Here is a 19,625-nt window from a genome sequence, read left to right on the forward strand (position 1 = left end):
GGTGAATTGAGCCGCATTTTTGCGCCTGGGAGCTAGCGCCTATAGGCTGGACCCAACCCATTGCCCAGATCACCCACACCCGCACGGTCAAGCGGGGCACCGTGCGCGGCTTACATTATCAAAACGTACCCCATGCAGAGGCCAAGTTGGTCAGCTGCACCAAGGGTGAGGTGTGGGATGTGGCGGTTGATCTGCGCCCGGATTCGGTCACCTTCTTGCAGTGGCATGCCCAGCACCTGGTGGCTGACCATGGTGACGCCATGCTCATACCGCAGGGTTTTGCCCATGGCTTCCAGGCGCTGACCGACGACGTGGAGTTGCTGTATTGCCACTCTGCCGCCCACGCCCCATTGGCCGAAGCTGGCATCCACCCGTTGGAGCCTCTGGTGGCCATCGGCTGGCCTTTGCCGGTAACCGATTTGTCGTCCCGCGACGCATCCCATGCCTGGCTGACCGCTGATTTTGAAGGAGTGCACCCGTGAAGTGCCGTCATTGCAACGCCGCGTTGCGTTTGCCTTTTTTGGACCTGGGGAGTGCTCCGCCGTCCAACGCCTACCTGAGTGAGCAGGCCTTGCTGGCCGCCGAAACCTGGTTTCCCCTGCGGTTGATGGCGTGCGAAAGCTGCTGGCTGGTACAAACCGAAGACTATGCCGGGCGCGAGGCGCTGTTTACCGAAGACTACGCCTATTTCAGCTCGTTCTCCAGCAGTTGGCTAGCCCATGCGCAGGCCTACGTGCAGGCCATGCGCAGCCGCTTTCAACTGGATGCCGCGAGTTGCGTGGTGGAAGTCGCGTCCAACGATGGGTATCTGTTGCAATACGTGCAAGCCGCCGGCATTCCCTGTTACGGCGTGGAGCCCACAGCCAGCACCGCCCAAGCGGCCAGAGGCAAAGGCATTGAAAGCATCGAACGTTTTTTTGGTGTGGAACTCGCAACCGAACTGGCTGCTGCGGGCCACCAGGCTGATTTGACCGTTGCCAACAACGTGCTGGCCCATGTGCCCGACATCAACGACTTTGTGGCGGGCTTTGCCCTGTTGCTCAAGCCCCAGGGTGTGGCCACCTTTGAGTTTCCGCACCTGCTGCGCATGGTACAGGGCTGCCAGTTTGACACTGCCTACCACGAACACTATTCCTACTTGTCGCTCACAGCGGTCACCCGCATTTTTGCCGCCAACGGTTTGCGCGTGTTTGACGTACAGGAGCTGCCTACACACGGTGGCAGCTTGCGCGTGTTTGCCCAGCGCGCGGACAGTGGGCGCGCCCTGGTGCAGCCAGCAGTTGCCGAGCTGCTGGCAGTGGAAAGCGGTGCAGGCATGACACGGCCAGAGTTCTATAGTCAATTCCAGCTCCAGCCCTCGCGAATAGTACGTGAGTTGCTATCATTTTTGGTAAATCAAGTCGATCAAGGAGGGCGTGTAGCGGCTTATGGCGCCGCAGCCAAAGGCAACACATTGCTCAACTATGCCGGGGTGCGACCCCACCTGCTGCCCTATGTGGTGGACATGAATCCAGCTAAACAGAACAAGTACCTGCCCGGCAGCCGCATCCCCATCGTGAATGAGGCGCACCTGAAGGCCAACCGCCCCAGCCATGTGCTGATTCTTCCTTGGAACCTGAAAACCGAAGTCATGGAGCAGTTGCATTACGTGCGGGAATGGGGTGGCACGTTTGTCACGATGGTCCCTAGTTTGGAGCTGCTGTGATCGAGATACACCCCAGCGCCCAGGTATCTCGGTTGGCTGATTTGGAAGACTCGGTGCGCGGTACGCGCATCGTGGTGGGCGCGCATTCGGTGATCGACAGCTTCGTTAAGGTCAAGCCGGCGGGTGGCTCGGGGGATCTGATCATCGGCTCGCACTGCGCCATCAACTCCGGGTGCGTGATCTATACCGGCAACGGCATTCACATTGGCGACCACGTTGCCATCGCCGCCAATTGCACCTTTGCGCCGGTCAACCACGCTTACCAAGACAAATCCCGCTTGATCCGCGAGCAAGGCTTTTTGCCCAGCCGCGGAGGCGTTGTGGTGGAGGACGACGTGTGGATCGGTGCCAACTGCGTGTTACTGGATGGCGCGGTGCTGCGCCGGGGTTGCGTGCTGGCCGCCGGTACCGTCGTGCGTGGTGAAATTCCCGCCTACACCGTGTGGGCCGGTGAACCACCGCGCCAAGTCGGGCTACGCCAGTGAAACAGTGCACTGTTCTGGGCGGGCAGGGGTACATTGGACGCCACTTGGTTCAGCATTTGCTAGCCCAGGGTTGGACATGCCATGTGCCCAAACGCGGGGACGAAACCTATTTGCTTGGGGAATTGGGCACCGTGTTCTATTGCGTGGGCCTGACGGCTGATTTTCGGACACGACCCATGGATACGGTTGAGGCGCACGTGGGCTTGCTGCAGCGGGTTTTGCGTGAGGCACACTTTGAACGGTTGGTGTATCTGTCCAGTACACGGGTGTATCTGGCTGCCGCAAACACCGATGAAGACCAGGCGTTGCACGTGCTACCGCAAGACCCAGACGACATTTACAAGCTTTCCAAACTCATGGGTGAGAGTCTGGCCCTGAACTCAGGCCGGCCCTGCGTGGTGGCTCGCCTGTCCAACGTGGTGGGTGGTAATGCTGGCAATGCAGAGAGTTTTGTTTACAGTCTGCTAAAAGATGCTTACCAGGGTCGCGTGGTGTTGCGCAGTGATCCACAGACCGCCAAGGACTATATTCACATTGACGATGTGGTGGGCTTGTTGCAACGCGTTGCGCAGGGCAGCAAACAGCGCATCTACAACTTCGCCAGCGGTGTGCAGGTCACCCACGCCCAGTGGTTGCAGCGCATTGTGCAGGCAACAGGCTGCGAGTATGAGGTGGTGCCAAGCGCACCGCATCACGCTTATATGCCAATCCACGTCGAGCGCATTCGCGATGAATTTGACTTCCAACCCCGGGCCACACTGGAAGCACTTTGCACAATGACCCCCCCATCACAAACCTAGAAAGCTGAGATGTCCAGTCACTCAAAAACTCCGCCGCCTCCAGCAGTGCTCAACCACCTGACCACAATGTTTTTTGGAATATCCAACCAGACTGAGTTCGTCAAAGGCATACAACAATGTGTAAATAACATTCAGGGACAACAAGGCATTTATTCCGGCGACAACTTGTTTACATACCATAGGAATTTGAGTTTTTTAGAGGATGCGCCTCTAATGCAGGCTGTTCAGAAACACGCGCAGACCGACGTTGAGCGGGCGATCCTCTGGCGATTTTCTACGGTAGTTTGGGGAGCCCGTAACGGATTAAAGTTGGATGGTGATTTTGTGGAGTGCGCTTGTTACAAGGGAACAACCGCGAGGATTATTTGTGATGCCATCAATTTCGCTGGGCAAAAAGATAGGCGGTATTACTTGTATGATCTTTTCGACCATGATCCATCTATGGCGCACCACGCCATGCCTGAGCACAGCAAGCTGTTGTACCAGTCGGTCAAGGACCGATTTGCGGATGCGCCCAATGTCGTTGTGACTCAGGGAAGCGTTCCAGCCGTGTTGTCGGATGTTGCTCCTGAAAAAATTGCATTCATGCATCTCGACCTCAATAACGCAGATGCAGAAGTTGGAGCGCTGGACGTTCTATTTGAACGTATGGTTCCAGGCGCCGTGCTGGTTCTGGACGACTATGGCTGGCTTGGTTACCGCGCACAAAAATTGGCGGAAGACCCTTGGTTTGCAGCTCGGGGCTACTTTGTAGTGGAGTTGCCCACAGGGCAGGGTTTGGTTATCAAGCAAAAGGATTGAAAGCAATGAATCCTATTGAGCAGTTTGAAAGCGAACGCGCCGAGCGTATCGTATCTCTTGCCGATGACGCTGTCTTCGTCACCTTGTCGCGCGACTGGTTGCAAGCTTCTATGCAGCGTAAATATGTCTACAACTTCGAATGGATGGGGCGCCCCATCATCCAGTACCCGCAGGACATGGTGGCCATGCAGGAACTGGTGTGGCAGGTGCGCCCGGACCTCATCATAGAAACCGGGATTGCCCACGGCGGGTCGCTGGTGCTGAGTGCCAGCCTCCTGGCCATGTTGGACATGTGCGACGGCATCGAAGCTGGAGCGACCCTGGATCCGCGCCAGAGCAGTCGCAAAGTCATCGGTATCGATATCGACATACGCGCGCACAACCGCGCGGCCATCGAGTCTCACCCCATGGCCAGCCGCATCCAGATGGTTCAAGGTTCTTCTGTGGCGCCTGACACCATTGCCGCGGTCCATGCAGCCGCTGCTGGTTACCAGCGCGTGCTGGTTTTGCTGGATTCCATGCACACCCATGATCACGTGCTGGCGGAACTACAGGCCTACGCACCCTTGGTTACGCCAGGCAGCTACTGCGTCGTGTTTGACACCTTTGTAGAAGACATGCCGCCGGGCTTTTTCGACGACCGCCCCTGGGATGTTGGCAACAACCCCAAGACAGCACTGCGCCAATGGCTGCAAACGCACCCTGACTTCGAGGTGGATGCCAGCTGGCCCAACAAACTGATGGTTACTGTGGCGCCAGAGGGTTTTCTGCGCCGCAAGGGCTAGAAATCGCGCAGGGGGCGCCGAGCGGCTGCCTTCATACTCCCATGGACTGCGCGGCGTAACGCAGGTAGGTCACCGCGAATTCACTGTGGCCATGGGCCAGTTCCACTTCGGCCAAGCAAGCCAGTGCCATGGCGTCGTGGAGCACCGCGCTGAGCACAGTCTCTGCCAATTCAGTCACGTTCGCCCAGTGCCGGTTGTCGATGCGCCCATCGGTGGTGTGTGCTTGGGGCTGCGCGGCTTTGGCCTTGTCCAGCAGAATTTGCAGACGCTGGTGAGTGACGAATCGTATTTGATCTTGATCGCTTGCCACCAGCAGTGGCCCAGGTCAGCATTCACCGGCTGAAAGCGGCGTTTGGATGGAGCCCCGCGTCGGTAGAACAGCGTATCGTCCCCTGGTTGCCGTCATTACCTGTCACACCATGAAAATCATCAACCTGGATGCCAGCCGGCTCGCCACTTACGTTCGAACCCAAGTGGAGCATTTTTTCCCCATGGGTGAGGATGCCCAACTGCGGCTAATTGATGCGCACTTGGACGAGGCGCTGGGGCGCCTGGGCAGTTCGACGTGTTGCATTCCTCGCAGTACTGTATTTTTTTGTATTACCTGGCCAACACCATCTGGTGTAAGGAGCAGACCAGAACGGTTTGCACCAAGCTATTTGCACTGAACAAGGCGCTCAATGCAATCGACTGCTTTTACGAAATTGAACTGCCTGAGGTCTTCTTCATTGGCCACTCAGTCGGAATTGTGCTGGCAAAGGCGAGCTATGGAAACCATTTGGTGCTGTACCAAAACAGCACAGTTGGCAAAAACCATGGGGCTGCACCAGTGCTGGAAGATGGTGTTGTGACGTACCCCAATTCGGCAATTATTGGCGGCGGTTTGATACGCGCTGGAACGATCCTTTCACAAGGGGTGAGCGTCATCAACCGGTGTACGGAGGCTAATATGACCGGACTTCAAGGGGCTAATGGCAGTTTGCTCTTTAAACCCATTGAACGCAATGTATTGACCGATTTTTTTCGCGACGTTTAAGGCTTCGCTGATTTAGGTCCGAGCTCAGTTGGTCTGAAGCGTTATGGTATGTGAAGCAACAAACCCTTGCAATGGCCGCAGACCAAACCTTCGAGAACTAGCGCAGGCTTACGCGGCGTGACGAGTTCTTCAAGACTATGGACGCCATCGTGCCGTGGTCTGCCCTGTACGAAGTCATTGAGCCGCATTACCCCCAGGCTGGCAATGGACGCCCACCTATTGGTTTGGAGCACATGCTACGGATCCACTTCATCCAGCATTGGTTCAACCTAGCAGACTTGTCTTGCGAGGAAATCCTGTACGACAGCGCCATTCTTCGCAACGGCCCGCAAAGACAGCAAGGCTGCGTCCGCAATTGCGCCGCCAGACGAGCTATTCTGAACTTCTACAAACTAGGGGAAATCCGCTATGGGCTACGCCCTTCGTTCCTTTCCCCTGAGAAAAAATCTAAGACAAGGAGTCCAGGTAGAACCAGTCATTGAATACACTTACTCACACTTGCTGATTCAAGTATTGGCAACCCGCCCTGGCTCAATATTCAAGCGGCGCCAACATCCCAAACAATTTGGCCACCACAAGGTTAGATCTCAGATCGCTATCGCGCCTAACTGTAAGTTTGAACCAAATTTGGGAAACCCCGTTGAATTAGGGGAAAACCCATGATACAGTCATAGACCTGCTGAGGGTTTTTGGCCCAAAGTGCAGTGCTGAAGAAAAACGGAAGTTTCCGATAAGATTTTGACAGGGATGTAAAAACTGTGTCATAATTCAAGGCTTCGCTGATCGCAGCAAAGCAAACGAAGAGCGTAGAAGAATCTTCGGTTCATTAAAAATTTACAGCCGATAAGCGTGGGCGTTTGAAGGCGATTGCCAAGTTCTTCGGAACTAAGTCTTAACTGACTTACAAACGCTCATGAATGAAAAGAAATGCGAACTTCAGAAATGGAGTTCATGTTAATTCCAGTTTATGAGTTGCATAGAAATGTGCAAAAAATTCAAGATCGAACTATAGAGTTTGATCCTGGCTCAGATTGAACGCTGGCGGCATGCCTTACACATGCAAGTCGAACGGCAGCACGGGAGCAATCCTGGTGGCGAGTGGCGAACGGGTGAGTAATATATCGGAACGTGCCCAGTCGTGGGGGATAACGCAGCGAAAGCTGTGCTAATACCGCATACGATCTATGGATGAAAGCGGGGATCGCAAGACCTCGCGCGATTGGAGCGGCCGATATCAGATTAGCTAGTTGGCGGGGTAAAAGCCCACCAAGGCGACGATCTGTAGCTGGTCTGAGAGGACGACCAGCCACACTGGAACTGAGACACGGTCCAGACTCCTACGGGAGGCAGCAGTGGGGAATTTTGGACAATGGGCGCAAGCCTGATCCAGCAATGCCGCGTGCAGGACGAAGGCCTTCGGGTTGTAAACTGCTTTTGTACGGAACGAAACGGTCTCTCCTAATACGAGAGGCTAATGACGGTACCGTAAGAATAAGCACCGGCTAACTACGTGCCAGCAGCCGCGGTAATACGTAGGGTGCAAGCGTTAATCGGAATTACTGGGCGTAAAGCGTGCGCAGGCGGTTATATAAGACAGATGTGAAATCCCCGGGCTCAACCTGGGACCTGCATTTGTGACTGTATAGCTAGAGTACGGTAGAGGGGGATGGAATTCCGCGTGTAGCAGTGAAATGCGTAGATATGCGGAGGAACACCGATGGCGAAGGCAATCCCCTGGACCTGTACTGACGCTCATGCACGAAAGCGTGGGGAGCAAACAGGATTAGATACCCTGGTAGTCCACGCCCTAAACGATGTCAACTGGTTGTTGGGTCTTCACTGACTCAGTAACGAAGCTAACGCGTGAAGTTGACCGCCTGGGGAGTACGGCCGCAAGGTTGAAACTCAAAGGAATTGACGGGGACCCGCACAAGCGGTGGATGATGTGGTTTAATTCGATGCAACGCGAAAAACCTTACCCACCTTTGACATGTACGGAATCCTTTAGAGATAGAGGAGTGCTCGAAAGAGAGCCGTAACACAGGTGCTGCATGGCTGTCGTCAGCTCGTGTCGTGAGATGTTGGGTTAAGTCCCGCAACGAGCGCAACCCTTGTCATTAGTTGCTACATTTAGTTGGGCACTCTAATGAGACTGCCGGTGACAAACCGGAGGAAGGTGGGGATGACGTCAAGTCCTCATGGCCCTTATAGGTGGGGCTACACACGTCATACAATGGCTGGTACAAAGGGTTGCCAACCCGCGAGGGGGAGCTAATCCCACAAAGCCAGTCGTAGTCCGGATCGTAGTCTGCAACTCGACTACGTGAAGTCGGAATCGCTAGTAATCGTGGATCAGAATGTCACGGTGAATACGTTCCCGGGTCTTGTACACACCGCCCGTCACACCATGGGAGCGGGTTCTGCCAGAAGTAGTTAGCCTAACCGCAAGGAGGGCGATTACCACGGCAGGGTTCGTGACTGGGGTGAAGTCGTAACAAGGTAGCCGTATCGGAAGGTGCGGCTGGATCACCTCCTTTCTGGAAACTGCAATTTAATTTGAACGCTCACACTTATCGGTTGTTGGAAGATTGTCGCTAACGGCTAAGGATCAAACTTGGTCAAAAGTGACCGGCTTGGGTCTGTAGCTCAGTTGGTTAGAGCACCGTCTTGATAAGGCGGGGGTCGTTGGTTCGAGACCAACCAGACCCACCATTGTCGTCCAACGTCCTTCTGGATTTGGGGGTGTAGCTCAGCTGGGAGAGCGGCTGCTTTGCAAGCAGTAGGTAGCGGGTTCGAGTCCTGTCACCTCCACCAATCTTTCACTTCTTATCTGATTCATATGAATCAACACCAAAGCGGCTTCGAATTCTTCCGGAAAATAGAGGCTGCTTTGTTGTTGATCAGGATTACCTGATCAATCGGCTGTTCTTTAACAATTTATAGAGTTTAATCAGCGTTGCTAACTTTAGCGCAAAGCTTGGGCTATGTAAGGAAACTGCACATTCGTAAAGGTTTAGTGCAGACCGTGCCTTGCGTAGTTGTTAGCAACATAATTTTGATTGCGTCAAAATGAATATCAAACTTCACGTTTGAAATTCGAGTTATTCAAGTTAAATTGAATACGGCATAACGCGTCAGGTGAAAGACCTGACAAACATTCCTTGAAGATGCTTTGATTCTCGCAAGAGACGTCAAAGTTATAGGGTCAAGTGAATAAGAGCACATGGTGGATGCCTTGGCAATGATAGGCGACGAAGGACGTGATAGCCTGCGATAAGCTTCGGGGAGCTGGCAAATTAGCTTTGATCCGGAGATTTCCGAATGGGGAAACCCACCTGCAAAGGTATCGCATAGTGAATACATAGCTATGCGAGGCGAACCGGGTGAACTGAAACATCTCAGTAGCTCGAGGAAAAGACATCAACCGAGATTCCGAAAGTAGTGGCGAGCGAAATCGGAGAAGCCTGCTAGTGATAGCACAAGACTTAACGGAACACTCTGGAAACGCTGACCATAGTGGGTGATAGCCCCGTATGAGAAAAGTCTTTTGTGGAACTGAGGGACGATAAGTAGGGCGGGACACGAGAAATCCTGTCTGAAGATGGGGGGACCATCCTCCAAGGCTAAATACTCATCATTGACCGATAGTGAACTAGTACCGTGAGGGAAAGGCGAAAAGAACCCCGGGAGGGGAGTGAAATAGATCCTGAAACCGTGTGCTTACAAAAAGTAGGAGCCCGCAAGGGTGACTGCGTACCTTTTGTATAATGGGTCAGCGACTTACATTCAGTGGCAAGGTTAACCGAATAGGGAAGCCGTAGAGAAATCGAGTCCGAATAGGGCGTCAAGTCGCTGGGTGTAGACCCGAAACCAAGTGATCTATCCATGGCCAGGATGAAGGTGCCGTAACAGGTACTGGAGGTCCGAACCGACTAGTGTTGCAAAACTAGCGGATGAGCTGTGGATAGGGGTGAAAGGCTAAACAAACTTGGAAATAGCTGGTTCTCTCCGAAAACTATTTAGGTAGTGCCTCAAGTATTACCGACGGGGGTAGAGCACTGTTTTGGCTAGGGGGTCATGGCGACTTACCAAACCAATGCAAACTCCGAATACCGTCGAGTACAGCTTGGGAGACAGAGCACCGGGTGCTAACGTCCGGACTCAAGAGGGAAACAACCCAGACCGCCAGCTAAGGTCCCTAAATCGTAGCTAAGTGGGAAACGAAGTGGGAAGGCTAAAACAGTCAGGATGTTGGCTTAGAAGCAGCCATCATTTAAAGAAAGCGTAATAGCTCACTGATCGAGTCGTCCTGCGCGGAAGATGTAACGGGGCTAAGCCAGTTACCGAAGCTGCGGATTTGCAATTTATTGCAAGTGGTAGGAGAGCGTTCTGTAAGCCTGTGAAGGTGTCTTGTAAAGGATGCTGGAGGTATCAGAAGTGCGAATGCTGACATGAGTAGCGTTAAAGGGGGTGAAAAGCCCCCTCGCCGTAAGCGCAAGGTTTTCTACGCAACGTTCATCGGCGTAGAGTGAGTCGGCCCCTAAGGCGAGGCAGAGATGCGTAGCTGATGGGAAACAGGTCAATATTCCTGTACCGATGTGTAGTGCGATGTGGGGACGGAGAAGGTTAGCTCAGCCAACTGTTGGACATGTTGGTTCAAGCCTGTAGTCGTGCCTGGTAGGCAAATCCGCCGGGCTTAGATGAGGGGTGATAACGAGGCAGCTTGCTGCCGAAGTGAGTGATACCCTGCTTCCAGGAAAAGCCACTAAGCTTCAGCTACACACGACCGTACCGCAAACCGACACTGGTGCGCGAGATGAGTATTCTAAGGCGCTTGAGAGAACTCGGGAGAAGGAACTCGGCAAATTGACACCGTAACTTCGGAAGAAGGTGTGCCTTTAGTAGGTGAAGGACTTCGCGTCTGGAGCCCAATGGGGTTGCAAAAAATCGGTGGCTGCGACTGTTTATTAAAAACACAGCACTCTGCAAACACGAAAGTGGACGTATAGGGTGTGACGCCTGCCCGGTGCTGGAAGATTAAATGATGGGGTGCAAGCTCTTGATTGAAGTCCCAGTAAACGGCGGCCGTAACTATAACGGTCCTAAGGTAGCGAAATTCCTTGTCGGGTAAGTTCCGACCTGCACGAATGGCGTAACGATGGCCACACTGTCTCCTCCAGAGACTCAGCGAAGTTGAAATGTTTGTGATGATGCAATCTCCCCGCGGAAAGACGGAAAGACCCCATGAACCTTTACTGTAGCTTTGTATTGGACTTTGAACAGATCTGTGTAGGATAGGTGGGAGGCTTTGAAGTAGGGTCGCTAGATTCTATGGAGCCAACGTTGAAATACCACCCTGGTGTGTTTGAGGTTCTAACCTAGGTCCATTATCTGGATCGGGGACAGTGCATGGTAGGCAGTTTGACTGGGGCGGTCTCCTCCCAAAGCGTAACGGAGGAGTTCGAAGGTACGCTAGTTACGGTCGGACATCGTGACGATAGTGCAATGGCATAAGCGTGCTTAACTGCGAGACTGACAAGTCGAGCAGATGCGAAAGCAGGACATAGTGATCCGGTGGTTCTGTATGGAAGGGCCATCGCTCAACGGATAAAAGGTACTCTGGGGATAACAGGCTGATACCGCCCAAGAGTTCATATCGACGGCGGTGTTTGGCACCTCGATGTCGGCTCATCTCATCCTGGGGCTGTAGCCGGTCCCAAGGGTATGGCTGTTCGCCATTTAAAGAGGTACGTGAGCTGGGTTTAAAACGTCGTGAGACAGTTTGGTCCCTATCTTCCGTGGGCGCTGCAGATTTGAGAAAGCCTGCTCCTAGTACGAGAGGACCGGAGTGGACACACCTCTGGTGTATCGGTTGTCACGCCAGTGGCATTGCCGAGTAGCTATGTGTGGAAGAGATAACCGCTGAAAGCATCTAAGCGGGAAACTCGTTTCAAGATGAGATCTGCCGGGGCCTTGAGCCCCTAAAGAGTCGTTCAAGACCAGGACGTTGATAGGTCGGGTGTGTAAGGCGTGTAAGCGCTTGAGCTAACCGATACTAATTGCTCGTGCGGCTTGACCCTATAACTTTGATTGCGCCTAAAAGTGCAATCAAGGAAGTTATGCCAAGTTGACGCATTCAAAAATCCTCCTCGCAGGCAGCTGCTGCAGAGGTTCGTTAATTCGATGAAGCTGATTAGCTCTATAAATTGGTTGTCTTGACCCTCGGGTCAAGCTGACAAAAAAGTTTTGCCTGACGACCATAGCGAGTTGGTCCCACTCCTTCCCATCCCGAACAGGACAGTGAAACGACTCTGCGCCAATGATAGTGCGGATTCCCGTGTGAAAGTAGGTCATCGTCAGGCTCATTACAGCAAAAACGCCCCATCAATCGATGGGGCGTTTTTTTCAGTAACCCTATGGGGAGTGCTGAAGAAAAACGGAAGTTTCCGATAAGATTTTGACAAGGATGTAAAAACTGTTGCATAATTCAAGGCTTCGCTGATCGCAGCAAAGCAAACGAAGAGCGTAGAAGAATCTTCGGTTCATTAAAAATTTACAGCCGATAAGCGTGGGCGTTTGAAGGCGATTGCCAAGTTCTTCGGAACTAAGTCTTAACTGACTTACAAACGCTCATGAATGAAAAGAAATGCGAACTTCAGCAATGGAGTTCATGTTGATTCCAATTTATGAGTTGCATAGAGATATGCGAAAAATTCAAGATCGAACTATAGAGTTTGATCCTGGCTCAGATTGAACGCTGGCGGCATGCCTTACACATGCAAGTCGAACGGCAGCACGGGAGCAATCCTGGTGGCGAGTGGCGAACGGGTGAGTAATATATCGGAACGTGCCCAGTCGTGGGGGATAACGCAGCGAAAGCTGTGCTAATACCGCATACGATCTATGGATGAAAGCGGGGGATCGCAAGACCTCGCGCGATTGGAGCGGCCGATATCAGATTAGCTAGTTGGCGGGGTAAAAGCCCACCAAGGCGACGATCTGTAGCTGGTCTGAGAGGACGACCAGCCACACTGGAACTGAGACACGGTCCAGACTCCTACGGGAGGCAGCAGTGGGGAATTTTGGACAATGGGCGCAAGCCTGATCCAGCAATGCCGCGTGCAGGACGAAGGCCTTCGGGTTGTAAACTGCTTTTGTACGGAACGAAACGGTCTCTCCTAATACGAGAGGCTAATGACGGTACCGTAAGAATAAGCACCGGCTAACTACGTGCCAGCAGCCGCGGTAATACGTAGGGTGCAAGCGTTAATCGGAATTACTGGGCGTAAAGCGTGCGCAGGCGGTTATATAAGACAGATGTGAAATCCCCGGGCTCAACCTGGGACCTGCATTTGTGACTGCATAGCTAGAGTACGGTAGAGGGGGATGGAATTCCGCGTGTAGCAGTGAAATGCGTAGATATGCGGAGGAACACCGATGGCGAAGGCAATCCCCTGGACCTGTACTGACGCTCATGCACGAAAGCGTGGGGAGCAAACAGGATTAGATACCCTGGTAGTCCACGCCCTAAACGATGTCAACTGGTTGTTGGGTCTTCACTGACTCAGTAACGAAGCTAACGCGTGAAGTTGACCGCCTGGGGAGTACGGCCGCAAGGTTGAAACTCAAAGGAATTGACGGGGACCCGCACAAGCGGTGGATGATGTGGTTTAATTCGATGCAACGCGAAAAACCTTACCCACCTTTGACATGTACGGAATCCTTTAGAGATAGAGGAGTGCTCGAAAGAGAGCCGTAACACAGGTGCTGCATGGCTGTCGTCAGCTCGTGTCGTGAGATGTTGGGTTAAGTCCCGCAACGAGCGCAACCCTTGTCATTAGTTGCTACATTTAGTTGGGCACTCTAATGAGACTGCCGGTGACAAACCGGAGGAAGGTGGGGATGACGTCAAGTCCTCATGGCCCTTATAGGTGGGGCTACACACGTCATACAATGGCTGGTACAAAGGGTTGCCAACCCGCGAGGGGGAGCTAATCCCACAAAGCCAGTCGTAGTCCGGATCGTAGTCTGCAACTCGACTACGTGAAGTCGGAATCGCTAGTAATCGTGGATCAGAATGTCACGGTGAATACGTTCCCGGGTCTTGTACACACCGCCCGTCACACCATGGGAGCGGGTTCTGCCAGAAGTAGTTAGCCTAACCGCAAGGGGGGGCGATTACCACGGCAGGGTTCGTGACTGGGGTGAAGTCGTAACAAGGTAGCCGTATCGGAAGGTGCGGCTGGATCACCTCCTTTCTGGAAACTGCAATTTAATTTGAACGCTCACACTTATCGGTTGTTGGAAGATTGTCGCTAACGGCTAAGGATCAAACTTGGTCAAAAGTGACCGGCTTGGGTCTGTAGCTCAGTTGGTTAGAGCACCGTCTTGATAAGGCGGGGGTCGTTGGTTCGAGACCAACCAGACCCACCATTGTCGTCCAACGTCCTTCTGGATTTGGGGGTGTAGCTCAGCTGGGAGAGCGGCTGCTTTGCAAGCAGTAGGTAGCGGGTTCGAGTCCTGTCACCTCCACCAATCTTTCACTTCTTATCTGATTCATATGAATCAACACCAAAGCGGCTTCGAATTCTTCGGAAAATAGAGGCTGCTTTGTTGTTGATCGGGATTACCTGATCAATCGGCTGTTCTTTAACAATTTATAGAGTTTAATCAGCGTTGCTAACTTTAAGCTGCAAAGCTTGGGCTATGTAAGGAAACTGCACATTCGTAAAGGTTTAGTGCAGACCGTGCCTTGCGTAGTTGTTAGCAACATAATTTTGATTGCGTCAAAATGAATATCAAACTTCACGTTTGAAATTCGAGTTATTCAAGTTAAATTGGATACGGCATAACGCGTCAGGTGAAAGACCTGACAAACATTCCTTGAAGATGCTTTGATTCTCGCAAGAGACGTCAAAGTTATAGGGTCAAGTGAATAAGAGCACATGGTGGATGCCTTGGCAATGATAGGCGACGAAGGACGTGATAGCCTGCGATAAGCTTCGGGAGCTGGCAAATTAGCTTTGATCCGGAGATTTCCGAATGGGGAAACCCACCTGCAAAGGTATCGCATAGTGAATACATAGCTATGCGAGGCGAACCGGGTGAACTGAAACATCTCAGTAGCTCGAGGAAAAGACATCAACCGAGATTCCGAAAGTAGTGGCGAGCGAAATCGGAGAAGCCTGTTAGTGATAGCACAAGACTTAACGGAACACTCTGGAAAGGGTGGCCATAGCGGGTGATAGCCCCGTACGTGAAAAGACCTGTGTGGTACTGAGCTAACGAAAAGTAGGGCGGGACACGAGAAATCCTGTCTGAATATGGGGGGACCATCCTCCAAGGCTAAATACTCATCATTGACCGATAGTGAACTAGTACCGTGAGGGAAAGGCGAAAAGAACCCCGGGAGGGGAGTGAAATAGATCCTGAAACCGTGTGCTTACAAAAAGTAGGAGCCCGCAAGGGTGACTGCGTACCTTTGTATAATGGGTCAGCGACTTACATTCCGTGGCAAGGTTCACCGAATAGGGAAGCCGTAGAGAAATCGAGTCCGAATAGGGCGTCAAGTCGCTGGGTGTAGACCCGAAACCAAGTGATCTATCCATGGCCAGGATGAAGGTGCCGTAACAGGTACTGGAGGTCCGAACCGACTAGTGTTGCAAAACTAGCGGATGAGCTGTGGATAGGGGTGAAAGGCTAAACAAACTTGGAAATAGCTGGTTCTCTCCGGAAAACTATTTAGGTAGTGCCTCAAGTATTACCGACGGGGGTAGAGCACTGTTTTGGCTAGGGGGTCATGGCGACTTACCAAACCAATGCAAACTCCGAATACCGTCGAGTACAGCTTGGGAGACAGAGCACCGGGTGCTAACGTCCGGACTCAAGAGGGAAACAACCCAGACCGCCAGCTAAGGTCCCTAAAACGGGCTAAGTGGGAAACGAAGTGGGAAGGCTAAAACAGTCAGGATGTTGGCTTAGAAGCAGCCATCATTTAAAGAAAGCGTAATAGCTCACTGATCGAGTCGTCCTGCGCGGAAGATGTAACGGGGCTAAGCCAGTTACCGAAGCTGCGGATTTGCAATTTATTGCAAGTGGTAGGAGAGCGTTCTGTAAGCCTGTGAAGGTGTGTTGTAAAGCATGCTGGAGGTATCAGAAGTGCGAATGCTGACATGAGTAGCGTTAAAGGAGTGAAAAGCTCCCTCGCCGAAAGCGCAAGGTTTTCTACGCAACGTTCATCGGCGTAGAGTGAGTCGGCCCCTAAGGCGAGGCAGAGATGCGTAGCTGATGGGAAACAGGTCAATATTCCTGTACCGATGTGTAGTGCGATGTGGGGACGGAGAAGGTTAACTCAGCCAACTGTTGGACATGTTGGTTCAAGCTTGTAGTCGTGCCTGGTAGGCAAATCCGCCGGGCTTAGATGAGGAGGTGATAACGAGGCAGCTTGCTGCCGAAGTGAGTGATACCCTGCTTCCAGGAAAAGCCACTAAGCTTCAGCTACACGACCGTACCGCAAACCGACACTGGTGCGCGAGATGAGTATTCTAAGGCGCTTGAGAGAACTCGGGAGAAGGAACTCGGCAAATTGACACCGTAACTTCGGAAGAAGGTGTGCCTTTAGTAGGTGAAGTCCCTCGCGGATGGAGCCCAATGAGGTTGCAAAAAATCGGTGGCTGCGACTGTTTATTAAAAACACAGCACTCTGCAAACACGAAAGTGGACGTATAGGGTGTGACGCCTGCCCGGTGCTGGAAGATTAAATGATGGGGTGCAAGCTCTTGATTGAAGTCCCAGTAAACGGCGGCCGTAACTATAACGGTCCTAAGGTAGCGAAATTCCTTGTCGGGTAAGTTCCGACCTGCACGAATGGCGTAACGATGGCCACACTGTCTCCTCCCGAGACTCAGCGAAGTTGAAATGTTTGTGATGATGCAATCTCCCCGGAAAGACGGAAAGACCCCATGAACCTTTACTGTAGCTTTTGTATTGGACTTTGAACAGATCTGTAGGATAGGTGGGAGGCTTTGAAGTAGGGTCGCTAGATCTTATGGAGCCAACGTTGAAATACCACCCTGGTGTGTTTGAGGTTCTAACCTAGGTCCATTATCTGGATCGGGGACAGTGCATGGTAGGCAGTTTGACTGGGGCGGTCTCCTCCCAAAGCGTAACGGAGGAGTTCGAAGGTACGCTAGTTACGGTCCGGACATCGTGACGATAGTGCAATGGCATAAGCGTGCTTAACTGCGAGACTGACAAGTCGAGCAGATGCGAGCAGGACATAGTGATCCGGTGGTTCTGTATGGAAGGGCCATCGCTCAACGGATAAAGGTACTCTGGGGATAACAGGCTGATACCGCCCAAGAGTTCATATCGACGGCGGTGTTTGGCACCTCGATGTCGGCTCATCTCATCCTGGGGCTGTAGCCGGTCCCAAGGGTATGGCTGTTCGCCATTTAAAGAGGTACGTGAGCTGGGTTTAAAACGTCGTGAGACAGTTTGGTCCCTATCTTCCCTGGGCGCTGCAGATTTGAGGAAGCCTGCTCCTAGTACGAGAGGACCGGAGTGGACACACACCTCTGGTGTATCGGTTGTCACGCCAGTGGCATTGCCAGTAGCTAAGTGTGGAAGAGATAACCGCTGAAAGCATCTAAGCGGGAAACTCGCTTCAAGATGAGGATCTGCCAGGCCTTGAGCCCCTAAAGAGTCGTTCAAGACCAGGACGTTGATAGGTCGGGTGTGGAAGCGCAGTAATGCGTTAAGCTAACCGATACTAATTGCTCGTGCGGCTTGACCCTATAACTTTGATTCACTGTAGAAGTGTCTCAAGGAAGTTATGCCAAGTTGACGCATTCAAAAATAACTGCTGTGTGAGTGATCGCACTTCAGTGTCGAAAAGACAAGCTGATTAGCTCTATAAATTGGTCGCCTTGACAATAGTCAAGGTGGCAAAAAGTTATGCCTGACGACCATAGCGAAGTGGTACCACTCCTTCCCATCCCGAACAGGAAAGTGAAACGCTTCTGCGCCGATGATAGTGCGGGTTCCCGTGTGAAAGTAGGTCATCGTCAGGCTATTACAGCAAAAACGCCCCATCAATCGATGGGGCGTTTTTTTTCAGTAATCCTTATGGGGAGTGCTGAAGAAAAACGGAAGTTTCCGATAAGATTTTGACAGGGATGTAAAAACTGTGTCATAATTCAAGGCTTCCTGATCGCAGCAAAGCAAACGAAGAGTGTAGAAGAATCTTCGGTTCATTAAAATTTACAGCCGATAAGCGTGGGCGTTTGAAGGCGATTGCCAAGTTCTTCGAACTAAGTCTTAACTGACTTACAAACGCTCATGAATGAAAAGAAATGCGAACTTCAGAAATGGAGTTCATGTTAATTCCAGTTTGCGAGTTGCATAGAAATGTGCAAAAAATTCAAGATCGAACTATAGAGTTTGATCCTGGCTCAGATTGAACGCTGGCGGCATGCCTTACATGCAAGTCGAACGGCAGCACGGGAGCAATCCTGGTGGCGTGGCGAACGGGTGAGTAATATATCGGAACGTGCCCAGTCGTGGGGGATAACGCAGCGAAAGCTGTGCTATTACCGCATACGATCTATGGATGAAAGCGGGGGATCGCAAGACCTCGCGCGATTGGAGCGGCCGATATCAGATTAGCTAGTTGGCGGGGGAAAGCCCACCAAGGCGACGATCTGCAGCTGGTCTGAGAGGACGACCAGCCACACTGGAACTGAGACACGGTCCAGACTCCTACGGGGAGGCAGCAGTGGGGAATTTTGGACAATGGGCGCAAGCCTGATCCAGCAATGCCGCGTGCAGGACGAAGGCCTTCGGGTTGTAAACTGCTTTTGTACGGAACGAAACGGTCTCTCCTAATACGAGAGGCTAATGACGGTACCGTAAGAATAAGCACCGGCTAACTACTGCCAGCAGCCGCGGTAATACGTAGGGTGCAAGCGTTAATCGGAATTACTGGGCGTAAAGCGTGCGCAGGCGGTTATATAAGACAGATGTGAATCCCCGGGCTCAACCTGGGACCTGCATTTGTGACTGTATAGCTAGAGTACGGTAGAGGGGATGGAATTCCGCGTGTAGCAGTGAATGCGTAGATATGCGGAGGAACACCGATGGCGAAGGCAATCCCCTGGACCTGTACTGGACGCTCATGCACGAAAGCGTGGGGGAGCAAACAGGATTAGATACCCTGGTAGTCCACGCCCTAAACGATGTCAACTGGTTGTTGGGTCTTCACTGACTCAGTAACGAAGCTAACGCGTGAAGTTGACCGCCTGGGGAGTAGCGGCCGCAAGGTTGAAACTCAAAAGGAATTGACGGGGACCCGCACAAGCGGTGGATGATTGGTTTAATTCGATGCAACGCGAAAACCTTACCCACTTTGACATGTACGGAATCCTTTAGAGATAGAGAAGTGCTCGAAAGAGAGCCGTAACACAGGTGCCGCATGGCTGTCGTCAGCTCGTGTCGTGAGATGTTGGGTTAAGTCCCGCAACGAGCGCAACCCCTGTCATTAGTTGCTACATTTAGTTGGGCACTCTAATGGACTGCCGGTGACAACTGGAGGAAGGTGGGGATGACGTCAAGTCCTCATGGCCCTTAGTAGGTGGGGCTATACACGTCATACAATTTCGCTGGTTCAAAGGGTTGCCAACCCGTTGAGGGGGAGCTAATCCCACCGAAAGCCAGTCTTAGTCCGATCGTAGTCCGAAACCGATTACGTGAAGTCGGGAATCGCTGGTAATCGTGGATCAGAATGTCACAGGAACACGTTCCGGGTCTTGTACACACCCGCCCGTCACACCATGGGAGCGGGTTCTACAGAAGTAGTTAACCTAACCGCAAGGAGGGCGAGAAGATTTATCACGGCAGGGTTCGTGACTGGGGTGAAGTCGGTAACAAGGTAGCCGTATCGGAAGGTGCGGCTGATCACCTCCTTTCTGGAAACTGAACTTAACTTGAACGCTCACAACTTATCGGTTGTTGGAA

Annotated in this window: 8 protein-coding genes, 4 tRNA genes, 7 rRNA genes and 1 pseudogene; 19 read left to right on the forward strand and 1 reads right to left on the reverse strand. The window is 52.3% G+C overall.

The features are described 5' to 3' along the window. Positions 1–68 precede the first annotated feature (68 nt). From IPI80_RS18675 to IPI80_RS18700, 6 genes are all read left to right on the forward strand, one after another. Entirely contained in the window at positions 69–482 is a 414-nt protein-coding gene (locus tag IPI80_RS18675; protein WP_413862633.1) for a dTDP-4-dehydrorhamnose 3,5-epimerase family protein, read from the forward strand. Continuing rightward, positions 479–1,705 (forward strand): methyltransferase domain-containing protein, encoded by a 1,227-nt coding sequence (locus IPI80_RS18680; RefSeq protein WP_413862604.1) that lies wholly within the window; start codon positions 479–481, stop codon positions 1,703–1,705. Before IPI80_RS18675 ends, IPI80_RS18680 begins: the two co-directional genes overlap by 4 nt. Beyond that, a complete protein-coding gene (locus IPI80_RS18685; protein ID WP_413862605.1) occupies positions 1,702–2,190 on the forward strand; it encodes an acyltransferase in 489 nt (162 codons plus the stop codon). Before IPI80_RS18680 ends, IPI80_RS18685 begins: the two co-directional genes overlap by 4 nt. After that, positions 2,187–2,990, forward strand: a complete 804-nt coding sequence (locus IPI80_RS18690) for an NAD-dependent epimerase/dehydratase family protein (protein WP_413862606.1) — start codon at positions 2,187–2,189, stop codon at positions 2,988–2,990. The genes IPI80_RS18685 and IPI80_RS18690 overlap by 4 nt, the downstream gene beginning before the upstream one ends. 66 nt (positions 2,991–3,056) lie before the next feature. Further along, entirely contained in the window at positions 3,057–3,791 is a 735-nt protein-coding gene (locus IPI80_RS18695; RefSeq protein ID WP_413862607.1) for a class I SAM-dependent methyltransferase, read from the forward strand. 5 nt (positions 3,792–3,796) lie between these two features. After that, positions 3,797–4,576, forward strand: coding sequence for a cephalosporin hydroxylase family protein (locus IPI80_RS18700; RefSeq protein ID WP_413862608.1), 780 nt, complete (start codon positions 3,797–3,799; stop codon positions 4,574–4,576). A gap of 31 nt (positions 4,577–4,607) precedes the next feature. Here the strand turns inward: IPI80_RS18700 and IPI80_RS18705 are convergent, their stop codons facing one another. Continuing rightward, entirely contained in the window at positions 4,608–4,886 is a 279-nt protein-coding gene (locus IPI80_RS18705) for a hypothetical protein (RefSeq protein ID WP_413862609.1), read from the reverse strand. Between the two features lie 285 nt (positions 4,887–5,171). Between IPI80_RS18705 and IPI80_RS18710 the strand changes: the two genes are divergently transcribed. The 13 genes and pseudogenes from IPI80_RS18710 (at position 5,172) to IPI80_RS18770 (ending at position 19,576) form a co-directional block, all read left to right on the forward strand. Next, positions 5,172–5,612: a hypothetical protein gene (locus tag IPI80_RS18710; protein WP_413862610.1), complete on the forward strand. Its 441-nt coding sequence runs from the start codon at positions 5,172–5,174 to the stop codon at positions 5,610–5,612. A 50-nt stretch (positions 5,613–5,662) separates the two neighbouring features. Beyond that, a pseudogene (locus IPI80_RS18715) lies at positions 5,663–5,932 on the forward strand (transposase); the annotation flags it as partial. 683 nt (positions 5,933–6,615) lie between these two features. Beyond that, positions 6,616–8,149 (forward strand): 16S ribosomal RNA (locus tag IPI80_RS18720). A gap of 98 nt (positions 8,150–8,247) precedes the next feature. Next, positions 8,248–8,324: transfer RNA gene (locus tag IPI80_RS18725), tRNA-Ile, on the forward strand. A 26-nt stretch (positions 8,325–8,350) separates the two neighbouring features. Beyond that, positions 8,351–8,426: transfer RNA gene (locus IPI80_RS18730), tRNA-Ala, on the forward strand. A gap of 389 nt (positions 8,427–8,815) precedes the next feature. Continuing rightward, positions 8,816–11,692, forward strand: a 23S ribosomal RNA gene (locus IPI80_RS18735). A gap of 169 nt (positions 11,693–11,861) precedes the next feature. Beyond that, a 5S ribosomal RNA gene (gene rrf, locus IPI80_RS18740) occupies positions 11,862–11,974 on the forward strand. A gap of 360 nt (positions 11,975–12,334) precedes the next feature. Beyond that, positions 12,335–13,870: ribosomal RNA gene (locus IPI80_RS18745) — 16S ribosomal RNA — on the forward strand. Between the two features lie 98 nt (positions 13,871–13,968). Continuing rightward, positions 13,969–14,045 (forward strand) — tRNA-Ile (locus IPI80_RS18750). A gap of 26 nt (positions 14,046–14,071) precedes the next feature. Next, a tRNA-Ala gene (locus tag IPI80_RS18755) sits at positions 14,072–14,147 on the forward strand. A 390-nt stretch (positions 14,148–14,537) separates the two neighbouring features. After that, positions 14,538–17,407 (forward strand): 23S ribosomal RNA (locus IPI80_RS18760). A gap of 163 nt (positions 17,408–17,570) precedes the next feature. Then, positions 17,571–17,683, forward strand: a 5S ribosomal RNA gene (gene rrf / locus IPI80_RS18765). Positions 17,684–18,041: 358 nt separating this feature from the next. Then, positions 18,042–19,576 (forward strand): 16S ribosomal RNA (locus tag IPI80_RS18770). The 16S, 23S and 5S rRNA genes sit together here with 4 tRNA genes alongside, the layout of an rRNA operon. Positions 19,577–19,625: the final 49 nt, after the last annotated feature.

It is taken from the genome of Candidatus Aalborgicola defluviihabitans (assembly GCF_016705985.1).
Taxonomy (GTDB): Bacteria; Pseudomonadota; Gammaproteobacteria; order Burkholderiales; family Burkholderiaceae_C; genus Allorhodoferax; species Allorhodoferax defluviihabitans.

What these genes read in the sequence shown, in the direction of transcription:
- IPI80_RS18695 (WP_413862607.1), top strand. Translation starts at nt 3,057, where the DNA reads ATGTTTTTTGGAATATCCAACCAGACTGAGTTCGTCAAAGGCATACAA.
- IPI80_RS18700 (WP_413862608.1), top strand. Translation starts at nt 3,797, where the DNA reads ATGAATCCTATTGAGCAGTTTGAAAGCGAACGCGCCGAGCGTATCGTA.